15 protein-coding genes are annotated in these 15,943 nt (G+C 61.5%); 9 read left to right on the forward strand and 6 right to left on the reverse strand.

Features of this window, described 5'->3' with window-relative positions:
• The first annotated feature begins 19 nt into the window (after nt 1-19).
• From NKI24_RS00400 to NKI24_RS00430, 7 genes are all read left to right on the forward strand, one after another.
• A complete protein-coding gene (locus NKI24_RS00400) occupies nt 20-1,021 on the forward strand; it encodes a sugar phosphate isomerase/epimerase family protein (RefSeq protein WP_352742759.1) in 1,002 nt (333 codons plus the stop codon).
• A complete protein-coding gene (locus NKI24_RS00405; RefSeq protein WP_352742761.1) occupies nt 1,018-1,830 on the forward strand; it encodes an SDR family NAD(P)-dependent oxidoreductase in 813 nt (270 codons plus the stop codon). Before NKI24_RS00400 ends, NKI24_RS00405 begins: the two co-directional genes overlap by 4 nt.
• 200 nt (nt 1,831-2,030) lie before the next feature.
• The gene (locus NKI24_RS00410; RefSeq protein ID WP_352454143.1) at nt 2,031-3,278 is read left to right on the forward strand and encodes an ABC transporter substrate-binding protein; all 1,248 of its coding nucleotides are present in this window, start codon (nt 2,031-2,033) and stop codon (nt 3,276-3,278) included.
• 4 nt (nt 3,279-3,282) lie between these two features.
• Complete coding sequence (locus NKI24_RS00415; protein ID WP_352448130.1) at nt 3,283-4,236, forward strand: carbohydrate ABC transporter permease; 954 nt, start codon at nt 3,283-3,285, stop codon at nt 4,234-4,236.
• Nucleotides 4,237-4,243: 7 nt separating this feature from the next.
• On the forward strand, nt 4,244-5,059 hold the full coding sequence (locus NKI24_RS00420; protein ID WP_023675500.1) for a carbohydrate ABC transporter permease: 816 nt from the start codon (nt 4,244-4,246) through the stop codon (nt 5,057-5,059).
• A gap of 22 nt (nt 5,060-5,081) precedes the next feature.
• Nucleotides 5,082-6,416, forward strand: a complete 1,335-nt coding sequence (locus tag NKI24_RS00425; RefSeq protein WP_352448131.1) for a sulfatase family protein — start codon at nt 5,082-5,084, stop codon at nt 6,414-6,416.
• Nucleotides 6,417-6,484: 68 nt separating this feature from the next.
• On the forward strand, nt 6,485-7,480 hold the full coding sequence (locus NKI24_RS00430; RefSeq protein ID WP_352742764.1) for a LacI family DNA-binding transcriptional regulator: 996 nt from the start codon (nt 6,485-6,487) through the stop codon (nt 7,478-7,480).
• Nucleotides 7,481-7,492: 12 nt separating this feature from the next.
• On the opposite strand, the gene NKI24_RS00435 is transcribed toward NKI24_RS00430, so the two are convergent.
• Complete coding sequence (locus NKI24_RS00435) at nt 7,493-7,933, reverse strand: DUF2267 domain-containing protein (protein WP_352448133.1); 441 nt, start codon at nt 7,931-7,933, stop codon at nt 7,493-7,495.
• Nucleotides 7,934-8,831: 898 nt separating this feature from the next.
• Here NKI24_RS00435 and NKI24_RS00440 point away from each other — a divergent pair.
• Nucleotides 8,832-9,050, forward strand: coding sequence for a VOC family protein (locus NKI24_RS00440; RefSeq protein ID WP_352448416.1), 219 nt, complete (start codon nt 8,832-8,834; stop codon nt 9,048-9,050).
• 76 nt (nt 9,051-9,126) lie between these two features.
• Here the strand turns inward: NKI24_RS00440 and NKI24_RS00445 are convergent, their stop codons facing one another.
• The 5 genes from NKI24_RS00445 to NKI24_RS00465 all read right to left on the reverse strand — a co-directional run bounded on the left by NKI24_RS00445 (nt 9,127) and on the right by NKI24_RS00465 (nt 14,564).
• Nucleotides 9,127-10,323 carry a glycoside hydrolase family 172 protein gene (locus NKI24_RS00445; RefSeq protein WP_352448135.1) on the reverse strand — a complete coding sequence of 399 codons (1,197 nt, stop codon included), beginning with the start codon at nt 10,321-10,323 and terminating at the stop codon, nt 9,127-9,129.
• A gap of 24 nt (nt 10,324-10,347) precedes the next feature.
• Complete coding sequence (locus tag NKI24_RS00450; protein ID WP_352448136.1) at nt 10,348-11,190, reverse strand: carbohydrate ABC transporter permease; 843 nt, start codon at nt 11,188-11,190, stop codon at nt 10,348-10,350.
• Nucleotides 11,183-12,109: a carbohydrate ABC transporter permease gene (locus NKI24_RS00455; protein WP_352448137.1), complete on the reverse strand. Its 927-nt coding sequence runs from the start codon at nt 12,107-12,109 to the stop codon at nt 11,183-11,185. The genes NKI24_RS00450 and NKI24_RS00455 overlap by 8 nt, the downstream gene beginning before the upstream one ends.
• Nucleotides 12,110-12,130: 21 nt before the next feature.
• On the reverse strand, nt 12,131-13,486 hold the full coding sequence (locus NKI24_RS00460; RefSeq protein WP_352448138.1) for an ABC transporter substrate-binding protein: 1,356 nt from the start codon (nt 13,484-13,486) through the stop codon (nt 12,131-12,133).
• A gap of 73 nt (nt 13,487-13,559) precedes the next feature.
• Nucleotides 13,560-14,564, reverse strand: a complete 1,005-nt coding sequence (locus NKI24_RS00465; protein ID WP_352448139.1) for a LacI family DNA-binding transcriptional regulator — start codon at nt 14,562-14,564, stop codon at nt 13,560-13,562.
• Nucleotides 14,565-15,301: 737 nt separating this feature from the next.
• Here NKI24_RS00465 and NKI24_RS00470 point away from each other — a divergent pair.
• On the forward strand, nt 15,302-15,913 hold the full coding sequence (locus tag NKI24_RS00470; protein WP_352742769.1) for a hypothetical protein: 612 nt from the start codon (nt 15,302-15,304) through the stop codon (nt 15,911-15,913).
• Nucleotides 15,914-15,943: the final 30 nt, after the last annotated feature.

Consider the following 15,943-nt stretch of genomic DNA (forward strand, 5'->3'; position numbering starts at 1 on the left):
CATTGGAACCGCCAAGCTGATGCTTCGTCTCGGCCTCAACCCCTACGGACTGACCTATTATCTCGGACTGCAGGGCCGCGGCACGCCGCGGCACAATCCGGACGGCGCGGGGCTGGAAGGCTTCATCACGCTGGGGCAGGAACTGGGCGCACGCACGCTCGAGATCTACGAACCCTGGTTGACCGACTTGACTGACGCCGAAATCGTCGCGCTGCGCAGGCGTCTTGCCGCGCTGGACATCGTCCCGGTGGTGAGCGGCGGACTGCTGGTGGCAGGTCCGCTGGACACCGCCTTCCGGGCTGCGCGCCTGCTCGAGGCGACGGCGATCCGTATCGCACTGACGCCTGTCCTGTGCGGCGACCGCAATGCGTGGGGTCCGAAATGGAGCGAGTTCAACGCAACGATTCGCGCTGCCTTGACGGAATGGGGGCCGCGTGCGGCGGCCGAGGGACGCGTGCTCGGCATCGAGAACCATCAGGACTTCGGCAGCGACGAACTGGTTGCGTTCTGCGAACTTGGCGGGCCGGGTGTCGGCATCACCTACGACACCGGCAACACCTTTCCTGTCGGCGAGGCGCCGCTTGCCTTCACGCGCCGGATCGCGCCCCATGTCCGCCACGTTCACCTCAAGGACTATCGCGTCCAGTTCACGGATGAGGGCTACCGCCTGGTCCGCTGCGCGATCGGCGACGGCGCCGTGCCTTTCGCCGAACTGGCAGCCATCCTTGGCGAGCACCACGACACGCTGACGGCGGTGCTTGAGCCCGGCGCGCTGGAGGCCCGTCACGTTCGCTGTCTCACCGACGACTGGTGGAACGGATATGCGCCGAAGACCGCCCGCGAATTCGCGGCCTGCCTGAGTGCTGCGCGCCTGAACCGCCTTGCGAACGACGCCGACTACCGCACGCCATGGGAGCGCGATGATGACGGTGCGCTCGTTTCGTACGAGCTCGACATGATCCGGCGCAGCGCCGCCAACATGATGAAATTCGATTTCATTGCAATGGAGAAATCAGCATGACTGCCCGAGAACTCAGCGGCCTGACCGCCTTCGTCACCGGCTCGGGACGCGGCCTCGGCCGCGTGATGGCCGACCGCTTGGCCGAACTTGGCGCAAACGTCGCGGTCCACGACCTCGATTGGGCCCGGCCATCCCAATATGGCGAATTCGCGGACCTCGGCGACTCTGCCAGGGGCTTGGAGAAGCACGGGACGCGCATCACCGCGGTCACGGGCAACATCGGAAACAAGCAAGCTGTCGCGGAAATGAAGAGGAAGATCGAGGCGGAGCTCGGCGACGTGCACGTCTTGGTAAACTGCGCCGGCGGCGACATCGGCGCCAAGGGCGTAAAGCCCAATCCCAACAACGCACTGGACATCGACTACGAAGACATCAAGGTTCTAACCGAGAACAACCTCATCGGCACGATGCTGGTCTGCCAGGCATTCGTTCCGCCGATGGTCAAGCGTGGCTCAGGCTCGGTGATCAACATCGCCTCGGCGGCAGCGCATATCGGATGTTCGCCCGAGGTGGTCTACTCGACGCTCAAGGCGGCTGTCGTCCATTATACGCGCTGCCTCGCCAAGGAACTGATCGACGATGGCGTACGCGTCAATGCGGTGAGCCCCGGCGCCACCAAGACGGCACGGTTCCAGGCGAGCCGCGTGGTCGATCCGCAGCGCATGGATTCGAGCAAGAAATCGCTGAACCGGTATGCGGAGCCTGAAGAGATCGCCGAAGCGGTGGCCTTCCTCGCCGGTCCGCGCGCGCGCTTCATCAACGGGCAGGTAATCCGCGTCGATGGCGGTTTCACGATCTTTCCAGGTTAGGCCGCGATCGTCCATACCGGGTACCGGAAGCAACTTCGCCATCGCGCGCTGTAGATAGCTCCGCCCGAGTTCGGCCAGAACTATGCACTGCATTACAGTCGGAGCTTGACAAAAACTGCGGTATAGCGGGTATATTAATCGAATAATATGACGCCATCCGTTGTGAGGAAGGCGGGTGGCAAACCAGGGAGGAGACCAAGATGAGCCGCTACAAGTCAGTCGGATTCCTGCACGGCATGGTTTTGGGCGTGGCCCTGACGACCGCGACTGCGGCCCATGCCGAGACCTTGACGCTCTATTGGAACGCCGGCCACGCCTATCAAGCTTATGCCGATGCAATAGCAAAGTTCGAGGCCGATCATCCCGGATGGTCGGTGCAGTGGGAGAAATTCCAGTGGCCAGATATGCGCACCAAGCTGGTGGCGGATTTTGCTGCGAAGAGCCCGCCCGATCTCGTCGCCGAACCCGGCGGCTGGGTGCAGGAATTCGGCCAGCGGAATCTGCTGCGGCCGCTGAACGACTTCATCGAACAAGACGGCAAAGCGATCGGCTATCCCGACGACTGGCAAGCCTATTCCGTCGAGCGCAACAAACTCGGCGACCAGTACTATGGCGTCCAGATCCACCTCACCTGCGCCACCCTCGTCTACAACGTCGATATGCTTAAGCAGGCGGGCTTCGACGCGCCGCCTGCGACCTGGGAGGAGTTCCTGAAGGTTGCCAAGGCGACGACGACCGGCGCCCGCTTCGGCTTCGCTCCCAACCCCAGCATCGGATATTATTCGTCGTGGCTGCTGCAGAACGGCGTAAGCTATTACGATCCCAAGACAAACAAGGTCAATCTCGACAGTCCTGAGGCGATCGAAGCGATCCAGTTCCTCGCCGACCTGATCCACAAGGAAAAAGCAGCGACCAAGCCGGCGGCGGGTGCTGACTATGAGGGTCCGCAAAAGCTGTTCACGGCCAACCGGGTCGCAATGATCATAACCGGTCCGTGGGACGTGAAGCCGATCCGCTCGGGCAACCCGAAGCTCAACTGGGCGGTTGCGCCATCACTCAAGCACAAGGTGCAGGCGACGTTCGCGGGCGGCGTCAGCGTGATGATCCCTAAGGACGCCAAGCACCCGAAGGAGGCCTGGGAGTTGTTGAAGCGGCTCGTCGCGCTCGACACGGAACTAGCGGCTACCAAGGAAGCGGGCATGACGATGCCGCGCAAATCCTGGGCCGAAAACGCCGAGGTTCAGGCCGATCCGGTCATCGGCAGCTTCAGCAAATGCCTGCCTTACGCGCAAGACGTCACCGCCGAGCTGCGCCTCACCGGCAAGCACGCGCGAATCGAGAAGCTTCTGCAAAGTGCGCTCGAGGATATCATCTACAATCAGAAGCCAGCAGCCGAGATCATGCCGAAATTCGCGGCCGAGGCCAACGTCATCCTGGCCAACAACTAGGCCGATGATCGTCAGCGGCAGCACCGATACGGCCGATACGGACATTCGCGTCGGCGCGATGCCGACCCGGCGAGCTGCCCGCCTCAGCCGGCGCACCAGACAAACGCTTCTCGCTTACCTGCTGCTGTCGCCAGCAATCCTCTATTTCTCGGTCTATTTCTTCTATCCGATAGGACTGGAGTTTTGGGCGAGCCTGTACAGCGGCCAGCCGCTGATCGGCGAGAGCCGATTCGCCGGACTGGACAACTACGTTGCTGCCCTCGGCGACGCGCGCGTTCGGCAGTCGCTCTTCGTGACGCTGGCCTTCGCGATAGGCGTCACCGCGGCCAGCATCGCCATTGGCCTCGGACTGGCGGTCGTGCTCAACCGGCCGATCCCGGGGCGCACTCTGATCCGCGCAATCATCTTCTTTCCCTACATCACCTCCTTCGTGATCGTCGCGTTGATGTGGCAGGCAATTCTCGATCCCTACACTGGCATCTTGAACAGCTTCCTTGCCGAGGTTGGGCTGCCGACCCAGAATTGGCTCGGCGACACCTCGACCGCGCTGCCGACCCTCATCGCCATCACGGTGTGGAAGGATGTCGGCTATGCCATGCTGATCTACCTCTCCGCGTTGCAGTCGATCCCGTCCGACTTCTATGATGCCGCATCCATCGACGGCGCCACGCCGACGCAGCAATTCCGCTATCTGACCTGGCCGTTGTTGACGCCGACCACGCTGTTCATCGCGGTCGTCAGCACGATCAGCCAGCTGCAGGAGCTGGCGCCGGCCTACCTGATAACCAAGGGCGGACCGGCCGACGCGACGCGGTTCTTCAGCCTACACGTGTTCGAGGCAGCCTTCTTCGAGCTCAACATCGGCTACGCCTCGGCGCTGTCTTTCCTGATGTTCCTGCTGATCCTGGCCATCACCTTCGTTCAGTTCCGCCTGCTCAACCGCGAAACCACCTATTGAGGTTGGCATGACATTCGCAAAAACGCTCCCGTCCTACCTACTGCTGCTCTTCTGCGTGGCGCTGTCGATCTTTCCGTTCCTCTACATGCTTTCGCTGTCGCTGCAGAGCGATGCCGACGTCTTCAGCGGCATTCCGATTCTGATCCCCGAGACGTGGCAATTCACGAATTACATCGACATCTGGCAGAAGGCGCCGTTCGCGCGTTTCACGCTCAACAGCTTCATCATCGCCGGCGGGATTACCTTCCTCCATCTGATCTTCGATCCGTTGATCGGCTACGTCTTCGCGAAGATGGAATTCGCCGGTAAGCGCGTCATGTTTGTCGCGGTGCTATCGACGCTGATGATCCCATTCTTCATCCGCATGATCCCGCTCTATGTGCTCACCGCGCGGATGGGATGGCTCAACACCTATCAGGGCCTTATCCTTCCATTCGCCATGAGCGCCTACGGGATCTTCCTGATGCGGCAGTTCATCCGTCCGATTCCCGACGAGTTGCTTGACGCTGCACGGATGGACGGCTGCTCGGAACTCGGCCTTTACTGGCGCATCGTGCTGCCGCAGGTCCGTCCGGCACTGGCGACGCTGGCCCTCCTCACCTTCGTGTTCCAGTGGAACGAATTCCTCTGGCCGCTGGTCGCCGTCAACACCACCGAAATGCGGCCGATCACGACGGGACTGACGCTTTTCAACCAGGAATTCTTCACCCAGTGGAACCTGACGGCGACGGGCGGGATCATTCTCTTCATCCCGAGCCTGCTGCTGTTCCTCTTCACGCAGCGCTACTTCGTCCGCAGCGTGATGCTGGCAGGCATGAAATGACCATTCGGAGTTATTGCACCCTATGACGTCCCGCCGACCGAACGTGATCGTCTTCTTCACCGACCAGCAGCGTTGGGATACCGTTGGTGTCCATGGCAATCCGCTCGAGCTTACGCCAAATTTCGACCGCCTCGCCGGGACCGGCACGTTCTTGGCGAATTCGTTTACCTGCCAGCCCGTTTGCGGCCCCGCCCGCTCCGTCTTTCAGACGGGGCGGTACCCGACCATCACCGGCTGCTACCGCAACGACATCCCGCTGCCTAAGAGCGAGCGCACGCTCGCGCATCATTTCACCGCGGCAGGTTATGACACCGCCTACATCGGCAAGTGGCACCTGGGGTCCGCCGAGCCGGTCACCCAGGAACAACGCGGCGGCTATCGCTACTGGCTGGCCTCCAACATCCTGGAGTTCACGTCCGGCCCCTTCGACACCGTCGTCCACGACAATGACGGCAAGGCGGTGAAGCTGCCGGGATACCGCGTCGATGCCCTAACCGACGCTGCAATCCGCTATGTCGCATCGAGGGAAGACGAGCCGTTCTTTCTATTCCTGTCCTTCCTCGAGCCGCATCACCAGAACCAGACGGACAACTACCCTGCCCCGCTCGGATACGAGGACAGGATCCGCAAGAAGCTCGCCATTCCCGGCGATCTCGCCGCACTTGGCGGCACGACAGCAGAACATTTCCCCGGCTATCTGGGCATGGTCGCGCGCCTCGACGAGGCGTTTGGACGGCTGATCGAGGCGCTCTACAGCCTTGGCCGGCTTGACGACACGATCATCCTCTTCACCTCCGACCACGGATGTCACTTCAAGACCCGCAACAACGAATACAAGCGTTCCTGTCATGAGGCGTCGATCCGCGTGCCGACGCTATTCCACGGCCCCGGCTTCCAGCGCATCGGCACATATGAAGGCCTAGTCAGCCTCGTCGATCTCGCGCCGACCCTGCTCGCCGCGGCCGGCCTGAAAGTGCCCAATTCGATGCAGGGCGTCTCGCTGCTCGACGCGCTGCAGGGCGAACGGCCGCCGTGCGACGAGATATTCATTCAAATCAGCGAGCACCATGTCGGCCGCGCGTTGCGCACCAGACGGTGGAAATATGAGGTCGAGGCGCCGGGAAAAGACGGCTGGCGGGATTCCGGCAGCGATTTCTATGTCGAGGCGAGGCTCTACGACCTCGATGCCGATCCAAACGAACTAACCAATCTCATAGCTTCGCCCGATCACGCAGAGACGCGTGCATGGCTGCGAGGCCGCATCGTTGCCCTGATGGAGGAGGCCGGCGAGGCAAGGCCCGAGATCCTTGCCGCCGGGCATGGAAGCTGGAATGAAATCCGGCTGAGCGACAGCTGATCATGTCATGTCGCGCAGCGGATCCAACAATGCACGAGAGAAGTTCCGATCGCAGAAAGGCGCCGACCATGGCCGATGTCGCCCGGCGCGCCAATGTATCGACCGCTGCCGTGTCGTACCTGCTCAGCGGCGACAGCACGCGCCTGAAGTTCGTCGGCAAGGAGGCGCGGCAGCGCATCCTCGAGGCCGTCGCTGAGCTCAACTACGTGCAAAACCGCACCGCGCGGCAGCTGCGCCGCCAGCAGGCCGAGCGAATCTGCCTTGTACTGCCTCGTCTCGGCGTGCCGTTCAGCGACCGGATCGCGCAGGATATCCAATCTGCAGCGGCGCTGAGGGGATTTTCGACAATTATCACCGCGGGAGACACCTTCGAGCGAACCGACCGGATCGTGAGGGAAATCGAGAGCGGGCTGGCAGACGGCATTATCGCCGACTGGCAGCATCTCTCCGAGCCCGAGGTGATGGTCTTGGCCGCGCGCCTGGCGGCCGCGGGCCGGCCAGCGGTGATCTTCCATCCGACCATCGAGCCGGCAGGCTTCTCGGTTGTGCGCCAGCATACCGGCAGGGCCGTCTTCGAGGCACTCGACTACCTCTACCGAGCCGGCCATCGCTGCATCGCCTATATGGTGCATGAGCAAGCTGTGGACGGGAGCCGTCTCGCCGCCTATGGCAGCTTCCTGCAAGCACGCGGCCTTCCGCTGCGAGACGACCTGGTGATCGGCGGTGCAGAGGCGCGCAAGGCTGCGTTTGCCAATGCTACGGCGCTGGCCGCCCGCAAGGATCGGCCGACCGCCCTTTTCGTCGAATCCGATCTTGCCGCCGTGACCGCCCTGCACGCATTCGAGGAGGCCGGCCTCTCCGTGCCCGGCGACATTGCAGTCATCGGCTGCGGCAATATCGACGAGGGCGAATTCAGTCATCCGGCATTGACGACAATCGGCCCCGAAACTGCCCACTACGACCATCTTGCCGATCATCTGATCTCATTGATCTCGGCAACACCGGGCGCAATACCTACCCTTTTCAGCGTTTCGTGGCAGTTGGTCCGTCGCGCGTCCGCATGAGCAGGATCGCCGCTATTTGACGCCCACGCTTTCAGGCCAGAGGACCTGGATTTCCTTTGGCAGCGCATCCCGCACCTTTGCCGACTGGCCAAGGTCGATATGCCGTGCAAGCACACGCAGCACAGAGCGTGCCGCATCCTCGGGATCGACAGGACGGGTCGATTTCAATTCATCGGCGATGTGTTGCAGGAATTTCTCGAGCGAGCGTGTCTTGTCGGGCATGTCGGCGGGCCGATAGCGATCATAGTAGGCGCCGCGCACGAGCAGCGGCAGTTCCGCTCCCAATTTGGCCGCCAGTCCGATCTGCAGCCTGTCGCGAAGGGTTCGCAGAACGGCGCCCAATGTATGCCAGGCGACGTGTCGATCCGGACCAAGATCCGCCATGATCTCGTCAAGCCAGATGTTTGTTATTTGCAGCGTTTTGTCGAAAACATCCAAGCCGGTTGCGCTCATCGTCGCCTCCTCGAAAGGTTCTGCGGGCGAAACGGCGACCGGAGATTATTGTTTCGTGGTCCTGTGAAAATCGTCCTGGCAAAGCGGCGGAAACCGGTTCGGTCGGAGAGCCTGTCGGCGTCAGGTCTGCTCGACACTCTGCATCTGCTGGATTTCGGCGATCTGTCGGAAGCGGCCGTTTTCCACCCGTTGAGTGCAGTCACAGCGGCCAGATTGTCACCCTTTTCATCCCACCGAACGGGCTCGCGATAAGCGATTCCCTTGAAACGGATATTGTGCACCGCCGCCAGAACGTCGCGCCGGCTCGGATGTCCCCTTGGATACAGTGCTGGCGTCTTTGATCGCGGCAAGGAGAAGGCAGGCCGAATCGTAGGCATTCACGGCATAATTGCGCTTCGGCTTCGCCGTCCGACGATCTCGCCAGCTTCGGCGAGCGTCGCTTCCAAGCAATCCCTTCGCGCGTCAACGACGCCCGTTCAACCTTCCCACAGTTGTATTCGGCGCCTGCGTTCCGATCATTAAAGTCGGCCTTGCTGATCCGAAAGGTGGTTGTCCTCCGCCTAACTGAGCTTGTGCTCATCGGTTCCGAACGCCGTCTCAGCAATGAGACCAGTCCTCACGTTGCCCGAGCCCGGGTATCTCTTGACTGACTGAGCGGCCCGCGCCGACAATGGCATTGGGAAGATGGCGGGATGGCGCCCACGGTGTTCGGCACCACTTGGCGATCAAGCTGCGAAAGGGCTGTCATGGATTGGAAGCTGGAGCTGGTCCCGGTCCCCGTATCGGACGTCGATAGAGCAATTGCCTTTTATGTTGGGAAGGTCGGCTTTCATCTCGATCACGACCACACCGTAAGCGACGAGATACGTTTCGTGCAATTGACGCCGCCCGGTTCGGCCTGTTCGATTGCCATGGGCAAGGGCCTCGTCGACAGCCCCCCGGGATCCATAAGGGCCTGCAACTCGTCGTGCCCGATATCGATGAGGCTCACCGGTACCTGGCCGCTCAAGGTATCGAGGTCAGCGATATCAAGGATTTTCCCTGGGGCAGATTTGTCTTCTTTGAGGATCCCGACGACAACACCTGGTCTGTCCAGCAACTTCCACCTCGCAGCTGAGGCGGCACGCTGCGGCAGGGTCGTGCCCCGACACAGATAGCGCGGGATGCACGGTTCAATTCGAACGCATCCCGGCCTAACGCCTCTTCTCGTCGAAGGCGGCATTCCAATTGTGATAAGGCGCGCGATAGGTGGGGATGCGGTCCTCGACATCGACAAGCGCTTCGAACGGTTTGTGCGGTTCGGCCTGATACCAGAAGGCGACCGACGAAATGTCGTCCGAGCGGCGATTGGCGTGACCGTGCTCGATGGTCACCCGGATGCGTTTGTGGAAGATGACCGGGTCCTCTATGTGCCAGCGATAGAGCGTAACCGGCTCGGTCCAGTTCGGCCCGCCGGCGGCGATGATGCCGTGATAGGGCGCGCTGTAGTCCTGTGTCGGGCACCATGCCGTATTGAAATAATCTTCCGTGCCGGTGCCGTGCAGCGTCGGCGGCCAGGCATCGTTGACGCCGGGGCCGGTCTCGCCGCGATCGTCGATCAGTTCGGCCTTCGGTCCGATGCGCGGATCGGGCTTGCGCACTGTATCCGGCACGGAAATGCCCGGCTCGCCGTCGACGAAGATCATGTCGTCGCCCTCGCCATACCAGTCCCATAGTGCGGAACGCCGCCGCGAATAGACGGAATAGAGCACGCCGACATAGTGGCCGTGACCTTCCGCCTCCAGGATGGTGTAGTTGCCGTTCCCGTCGGTGTTTTCCCCGCCAAACAGGACCTGCTCGTTGGCCAGCCCCGTCTCGTCTATGCCGTCAGGTCGCTGCTGCCTGTATTGGGCGTGGAAGCGGCCCAGGCCTTCCTCGAGTTCCTCATGCAGTTCGAGATCGACATAGTAATAGAAAAGCAGGTCGTCCTCAGCCTCATTGGTGACGGTGAAGCGCATGTGGCTGGCAAACGGCATCGGAAAGTAGCAGTTGAAGGCCTTGCCATCCTCTGGACTTGCCTGCACCGGCAGGCTGGCAAAATTGCGGGTGCGGGCATGGCCCATGCCGAAGAAATCGCCGATCGGCGTTTCGATGCTCGGATGTGCCTCACCATCCCAATAGGCGCGCAATACGATCTTGCGCAGGAACGCCTCGCTCTCGCAGGCGAGCGTCGCCCAGATATGCGTGACGATGCCGGCACCGTCATGCTCGGCAATCACCACCGTCTGGCCGGGTTCAATGTGCAGCCGGTCGTCATTGCCGCCGGTGCGGTCGTAGCTTGAGAACCGGCGGGTTTTGGCGTCGCGCAATTTGGCGAGCCCGCGAAGCGGCGACAGGCCGGCATTATCCATGTGTTTCTCCTCTTGCTTCAGCGGTTATTTCAGGCCGCTTGTCTTGATGGATTCCATGATCTGGCGCTGGAAGATCACGAAGAGGACCAGCATCGGCACGGCGACGATGGTCGAGGCGGCCATGACATAATTCCAGGCGGCGGCGTACTGGCTCTTGAAGTTCGCAATGGCTACCTGCACCACCCAGAGGTTGAGGTCCGATGTGATCGTCAACGGCCACAGGAAAGCGTTCCAGTTGGCGAGGAAGAACAGGATCGCCAGTGCCGACAGGATCGGCCGGCTGAGCGGCAGGATGATGCTCCAATAGATGCGCCAGTAGCCGGCGCCGTCCATGATCGCGGCTTCTTCCAGTTCCCTGGGCAGCGACAGGTAATATTGCCTGAGCAGAAAGATGCCGAACGCGTTGAAGATCGCCGGAATGATCAGCCCGGCATAGCTGTCCAGCATGTGCAGCGTCCGCGTCAAAATGAACAGCGGCACGATGATGACTGGCAGCGACACCAGGAAGGTCGAGAACATGGCGAGGAACAGAATGTCGCGGCCCGGAAAACGCAGCCGTGCGAGCGAATAGCCCGCCATCGAATGGAAGAACAGCGCAGCAACCGTCACCGTCGCCGACACGAAGAACGAATTGAAGAGATAGCGCAGGAACGGCACCTCGGTCAGCACATAGAGGAAATTGCCGAGCGTCGGGCGTTCCGGAATGAGGCTCGGCGTGAAGACGTCGCTCGCCGGCTTGAGCGAGATGACCAGCATCCAGACAAGCGGGAATACCGTCATCAGGCCAAGTGCGGCGGTTGCCAGCATCCAGGCAAGTCTCGCCGCTCGTATCTGCGAACGGCCGGAAGGAGTTCGGCCGTCAGTCATGCTCGAAACGTCCGCCGCGCGTCAGCACGAAGAAGAAGACCGTGACCAGCATCAGCGCCAGCACCAGCAGCGATGCCATTGCCGACGCATAGCCGAAGGCGCCGAACTGGAACGCCTGCTTGTAGATGTAGATGATCAGCACCGAGGTCGAATTGACCGGCCCGCCTTTGGTCATCACATAGATCAGGTCGAAGACCTGGCCGCCGGCGACAGCCGCGACGAGCGAGACCAGGAGGACGAAGAAGCTGGTCGGCTTGAGCAAGGGCAAAGTAATGTACCAGAAGCTTGTCACCGGCCCGGCACCGTCGATCTTTGCGGCTTCGTAGTACTCTGCCGGGATGTCCTGGAGCCCGCCGAGGAAGATCAGCATGTAGAAACCCATCAGGAACCAGACGCTGACCAGCACCAGCGTGAACAGCGCCAGATTTGGATCGCCGAGCAGCGAAATTCCGCCGAGGCCGACGAGCGGCGCCAGCCGGCTGACGATGCCGACCTTTTCGACCAGCATGAGCTGCCACACGAGCGCCACCACGACCAGGCTGACCATCTGCGGCGCAAAGAACATCGAGCGCATGACCGCGTTGAAGCGGTTGGTCTTCTGCACCAGAAGCGCCAGTCCCAGTCCGGCGACGTAGAGCGCCGGCACCAGCATGACGGCATAAGCTACCGTCACCTTCACGGACGACCAGAACAGCGGGTCGCCCCACATGCGCCTGTAATTGCCGAACCCGACGAACCTGTAGCCGCCGAAGCCGTTGACCTCGAAGAACCCGACGGCGAGCGACAGCAGCATCGGCACGCCGACGAACACCAGCAGGCCAACCGCATCGGGCAGGACGAACAGCCATGCGGCGCAGCGCTCCCTTTGCTTGGCGGTGAGGCCGCGGGCGGAATTCGCGCCCGCGGCTGGCGGTTTCATCTGATCCATGCTGGAAAGGGCCTAAAGGATCGGCGCGCCGGAATAGGAAGCGAGGAACGCATCGAGTTGCTGACTGGCCGTCGTCGCCGCCTGCTGGGTATCAACCCCGCCAAGCTGTGCCGACTGGATGGCGTCGGAGATGATCTTGTAGGCCTCCGGCGGAACCCGCGGCTCGGCGCGCGTCCCCGGATGGATCTCCTTGGCGAAGGTGCCGAACTTGCCGGTGCTGAAGACATCGGCGCCGGCCTTCAGCGCGCTGTTGCGCGGCGGCATGTCGCTCTTGGCGACAGTGCACCAGTTGACGACCCGGTCGATCGATGCCGGATCCATTGAGGCCAGCGCCCAGGCGCAGAACTGGGCGGAAGCATCCGGGTTCTTGCCTCCGGCATTGGCGACAAAGGCCCAGCCACCGCCGACGGTGACGTATTTGCCATTGGCCGGTGTCGGCAATTTGAAGATGCCGTAGGGCACGTCCTTGGCGTTGTTGTCCATCGCCGAAATGCCCCAGATGCCGCAGTTCTGCATGGCGCACAGCCCTGCCCCGAGATTGGCGACTATGTCGAAGCCGCCGCCGACCACCTGACGCGGCGCCACGCCGGTATTGATGGCATCCTGCCAGAGTTTCAGCGCCTGGACGGTGGCCGGCGAATCGAAGGCGCTCTTGCCGTCCTTGCCCTGGAATTCGCCGCCGCCCTGCCACAGGAACGGATACCAGGTGAAGTTCTGGTAATAGCCGGGAGTCGTTTCGAACAGCACGCCGTAGCGACTGGGCGTCGTCAGCTTTTTGGCGACCGCCAACAGCTCGTCCCAGGTCTTCGGCACGTCGTTCTCGTTGAGCTTTGCATCCTCGAACGCTTTGACCGAATAGTAGAAGGCCATCGGCTCGACTTCCATCGGCACACCGTAGATCTTGCCGTCCACCATGCGGTTGGCGATGACGCTTTCCGGGAAATCGGCTTTGGCGGCATCCTCGATATGCGGCGTCAGGTCGGCAAGTACGCCGCCATTGTAATAACGCAGGAAATCGCCGGGGCTGATGAGGAAGATGTCAGGGCCCTCGCCCGACGCGAAGGCCGTTGCCAGCTTGGAACCGGAGATGTATTCGCTGTTGACGACATATTCGAGCTCGACCTTCTGGTCGTGGCCGTCGTTCCAGTCGGCCACCAGCTTCTCGAACCACTGGACCTGCGGCTTCACGTCTCCCCCAGGCGCATAGAACTGCCAGAATTTCAGCGGCGCTTCCTGAGCGCGCACGGCCATCCTGTTGATGAACGGGAAGCCTGTGAGGCCGGCGGCAGCGAAAGTGGCGCCGCCCTGGATCAGCCGACGGCGGTTCAGGCTGGCCAATGGCCGGTCGCGGGTCGTTTTGTCAGTCATCAATTCCTCCCTTGGATGTTGTTCGGTCGAACGTTGGCGAAGGGACCTCCGTTCCCTTTGCCGGCATCTGGCGTCACGCGCTGTCGAATGGGCTCAACACGCATGGGATCACTTCGGTGCGCGGCGCGCCCTCGACTTTGCCACCCAGCCGCTCGAGCAGCATTTGCGTGGCGCGCTTGGCAAGCATTGTCGGACTGTTGCCGACACGGGTCAGCTTCGGCCTGACATATTCCAGTTGAGGCAGGTCATCGAAGACTGCGATGGCGATATCCTGAGGGATATTGATCCCATGGTCGTAGAATTCGGTCAGCGCACCGGAGGCCATCAGATAATTGGCGAAGAACATCGCCGACGGCAGGTTTCCGCCGTGCTTCTCCCTGAGCCAGGTGACCGCTTCCCGCCCTGACGGGGCAAGATAGCTTCCCTCGAACCGCAGATCGGCGGAGATTGGCACGCCATTGTCGGCGAGCCCTTTTTCGAAGCCGGCGGCACGCGCCATCGCCTCCTTGAAAAAGGCTGGCCCGGTGACATGGGCGACGCGGCGATGGCCCCTCTTCGCCAGATACTCGCCCATCAGATAGCCGCCGCCGAAATCGTCCAGCTGGACGCTGTCGACAGCATGGTTCGGCAGATGGCCGATGAAGACGGCGGGCAGATCGAGGCTGAGCAGTTCGCTGTGCATGCCGTGCAGCGCGAAGTCGGCAACGATGACGCCGTCGACCCGCTTGCGCCCTATCTGGCGCAAATACTCGCGGCCGTGATCCTGTGAATGTCCGCCCGGCACGTCGGTGTTGAAGATCAGCATGTCGAGGCCGACCATTTCGAGCGTCGACTGCGCCGTTTTCACCAGCTCCGGATAGAACGGGTTGCGGATGTCCGGGATCAGCATCGCGATGATGTTGGTGCGGCCGGTGCGCAGGCTTTGCGCCTGCGGGTTCGGCGTGTAGCCGAGTTCGTCGATCGCCGCTTGTACGCGTTCACGCAGCGATTTCGATACCCGGTCCGCATGGTTGATGACATGCGACACGGTCGTGCGCGACACGCCCGCTCGCGTAGCAACTTTGGAAATCGTGCTCATGGTGACAGGTTATGAGCACATGAATGCATTTGCAAATCGATTTTACCGGTGTCTCGCAAATTAGGGCCGTCAGGCGGATTGCGCAAAATGCCAAAAGAAAAGGCCGGACTGTTAAGCCCGGCCAAGTGTGAAGGTCTATAACCTCCAGAGGGGAACGCGCCGGACGCAATGGGAGGAGACATCCGGCGCAATTCGCATATGGGTCTGTATTGGTGGCGTTTCAACGATGCGGCAGTAGACCAACGGCGTTGCTGCCATAGAGCCAGAAACGCAAAGCATTCGAAGGGGGCGGTGGATCGCAGCTGCCAGTTGGACACAAAGGTCGCCGAATGCAGGGTGGCTCCTGGCATAGGGACTTCAGTCTGTAGGCCTATCGACCAAGGACCCGCACAGCCAAACTTTGGTCCGAGGCTGCTATCGCAAAAGCCCGAAATGCGAGAGTTTCAGGAACTGAGTTCCGAGGAGCCCCGTTGCGATGCCGACTGTTACAGGAGGCCGCCATGGACCCGAGCATTCACCAGGCACGTTGGCTGCTTTTTCCGTTATTTGGCCTGTGTTTCGGGATCGCGGCCATTGGATTTATTGTTGGCTGACAGTGGGAACTCGGCGCTATCGCGGAGAGACGCAACCACGGGAAGGCAAAAGGCTTGCGCAGTAAATAGTCCCTTCCTGCGCTAGCGAGACCCACCAGTTACCATCGTGGGACTGGTGGGCCTTGACGTTCCGGACGCAAACCATTGTACGAATTCGAACAGGAGGCAGTACGACAGAGCCGTATGATTAAGGGGAGTTCCGACATGCGACTGGCAAGTTCATTGATGACGACCCGGAAACGAAGGACCGGATCTTCACGAGGACGTCGTGTCGGCATTTCTGTAGTCGTCTTGACCTTCATTCTCGTCGTAAGCCCCTATCGCGTCGTGTTCGATGGATCATCGCAGCCGCTCGGCCCGCAGGCTGCCTGGGCCAAAGATGGCGGGAACGGCAACGGCAATGGCGGGAACGGGAACGGGAATGGGAACGGCAATTCGGGCAATTCGGGTGGAAACTCCGGCAATTCGAACTCGAACGCTGGTGCCGGCAAGGGCAAAGCAAAGTCGCAGGACGACAATCTCCCTGATCCCGCCCCTGCGGTAAACCCCGATAGCAAGCCAAAACTCTTTGTCAACGCATCCACAGGAGACCGGGTCGAGGTGAGCGGCCCGAGCATTGGCGTGGTGCATTCGAACGGCCTCAGCGAGCGCATCGACAGCGACCAATATGAAATGCGGGATGCCGAGGGCCGCACCATCATTCGGCGCCTGGCGACGCGTTCCGATCGGGACAGGTTGCTTGGAATGATCAACTGAGGGCCAGTTCACATGGCCGCGCTGTGCGGC

It is taken from the genome of Mesorhizobium sp. M0701 (genome assembly GCF_040320365.1).
Lineage (GTDB): Bacteria > Pseudomonadota > Alphaproteobacteria > Rhizobiales > Rhizobiaceae > Mesorhizobium.

Excerpts from the sequence above, each read along its gene's own strand:
- NKI24_RS00400 (WP_352742759.1), top strand. The coding sequence starts at position 20 with ATGCTTCGTCTCGGCCTCAACCCCTACGGACTGACCTATTATCTCGGA.
- NKI24_RS00405 (WP_352742761.1), top strand. The coding sequence starts at position 1,018 with ATGACTGCCCGAGAACTCAGCGGCCTGACCGCCTTCGTCACCGGCTCG.
- NKI24_RS00410 (WP_352454143.1), top strand. The coding sequence starts at position 2,031 with ATGAGCCGCTACAAGTCAGTCGGATTCCTGCACGGCATGGTTTTGGGC.
- NKI24_RS00415 (WP_352448130.1), top strand. The coding sequence starts at position 3,283 with ATGATCGTCAGCGGCAGCACCGATACGGCCGATACGGACATTCGCGTC.
- NKI24_RS00420 (WP_023675500.1), top strand. The coding sequence starts at position 4,244 with ATGACATTCGCAAAAACGCTCCCGTCCTACCTACTGCTGCTCTTCTGC.
- NKI24_RS00425 (WP_352448131.1), top strand. The coding sequence starts at position 5,082 with ATGACGTCCCGCCGACCGAACGTGATCGTCTTCTTCACCGACCAGCAG.
- NKI24_RS00430 (WP_352742764.1), top strand. The coding sequence starts at position 6,485 with ATGGCCGATGTCGCCCGGCGCGCCAATGTATCGACCGCTGCCGTGTCG.
- NKI24_RS00435 (WP_352448133.1), bottom strand. The coding sequence starts at position 7,933 with ATGAGCGCAACCGGCTTGGATGTTTTCGACAAAACGCTGCAAATAACA.
- NKI24_RS00445 (WP_352448135.1), bottom strand. The coding sequence starts at position 10,323 with ATGGATAATGCCGGCCTGTCGCCGCTTCGCGGGCTCGCCAAATTGCGC.
- NKI24_RS00450 (WP_352448136.1), bottom strand. The coding sequence starts at position 11,190 with ATGACTGACGGCCGAACTCCTTCCGGCCGTTCGCAGATACGAGCGGCG.
- NKI24_RS00455 (WP_352448137.1), bottom strand. The coding sequence starts at position 12,109 with ATGAAACCGCCAGCCGCGGGCGCGAATTCCGCCCGCGGCCTCACCGCC.
- NKI24_RS00460 (WP_352448138.1), bottom strand. The coding sequence starts at position 13,486 with ATGACTGACAAAACGACCCGCGACCGGCCATTGGCCAGCCTGAACCGC.
- NKI24_RS00465 (WP_352448139.1), bottom strand. The coding sequence starts at position 14,564 with ATGAGCACGATTTCCAAAGTTGCTACGCGAGCGGGCGTGTCGCGCACG.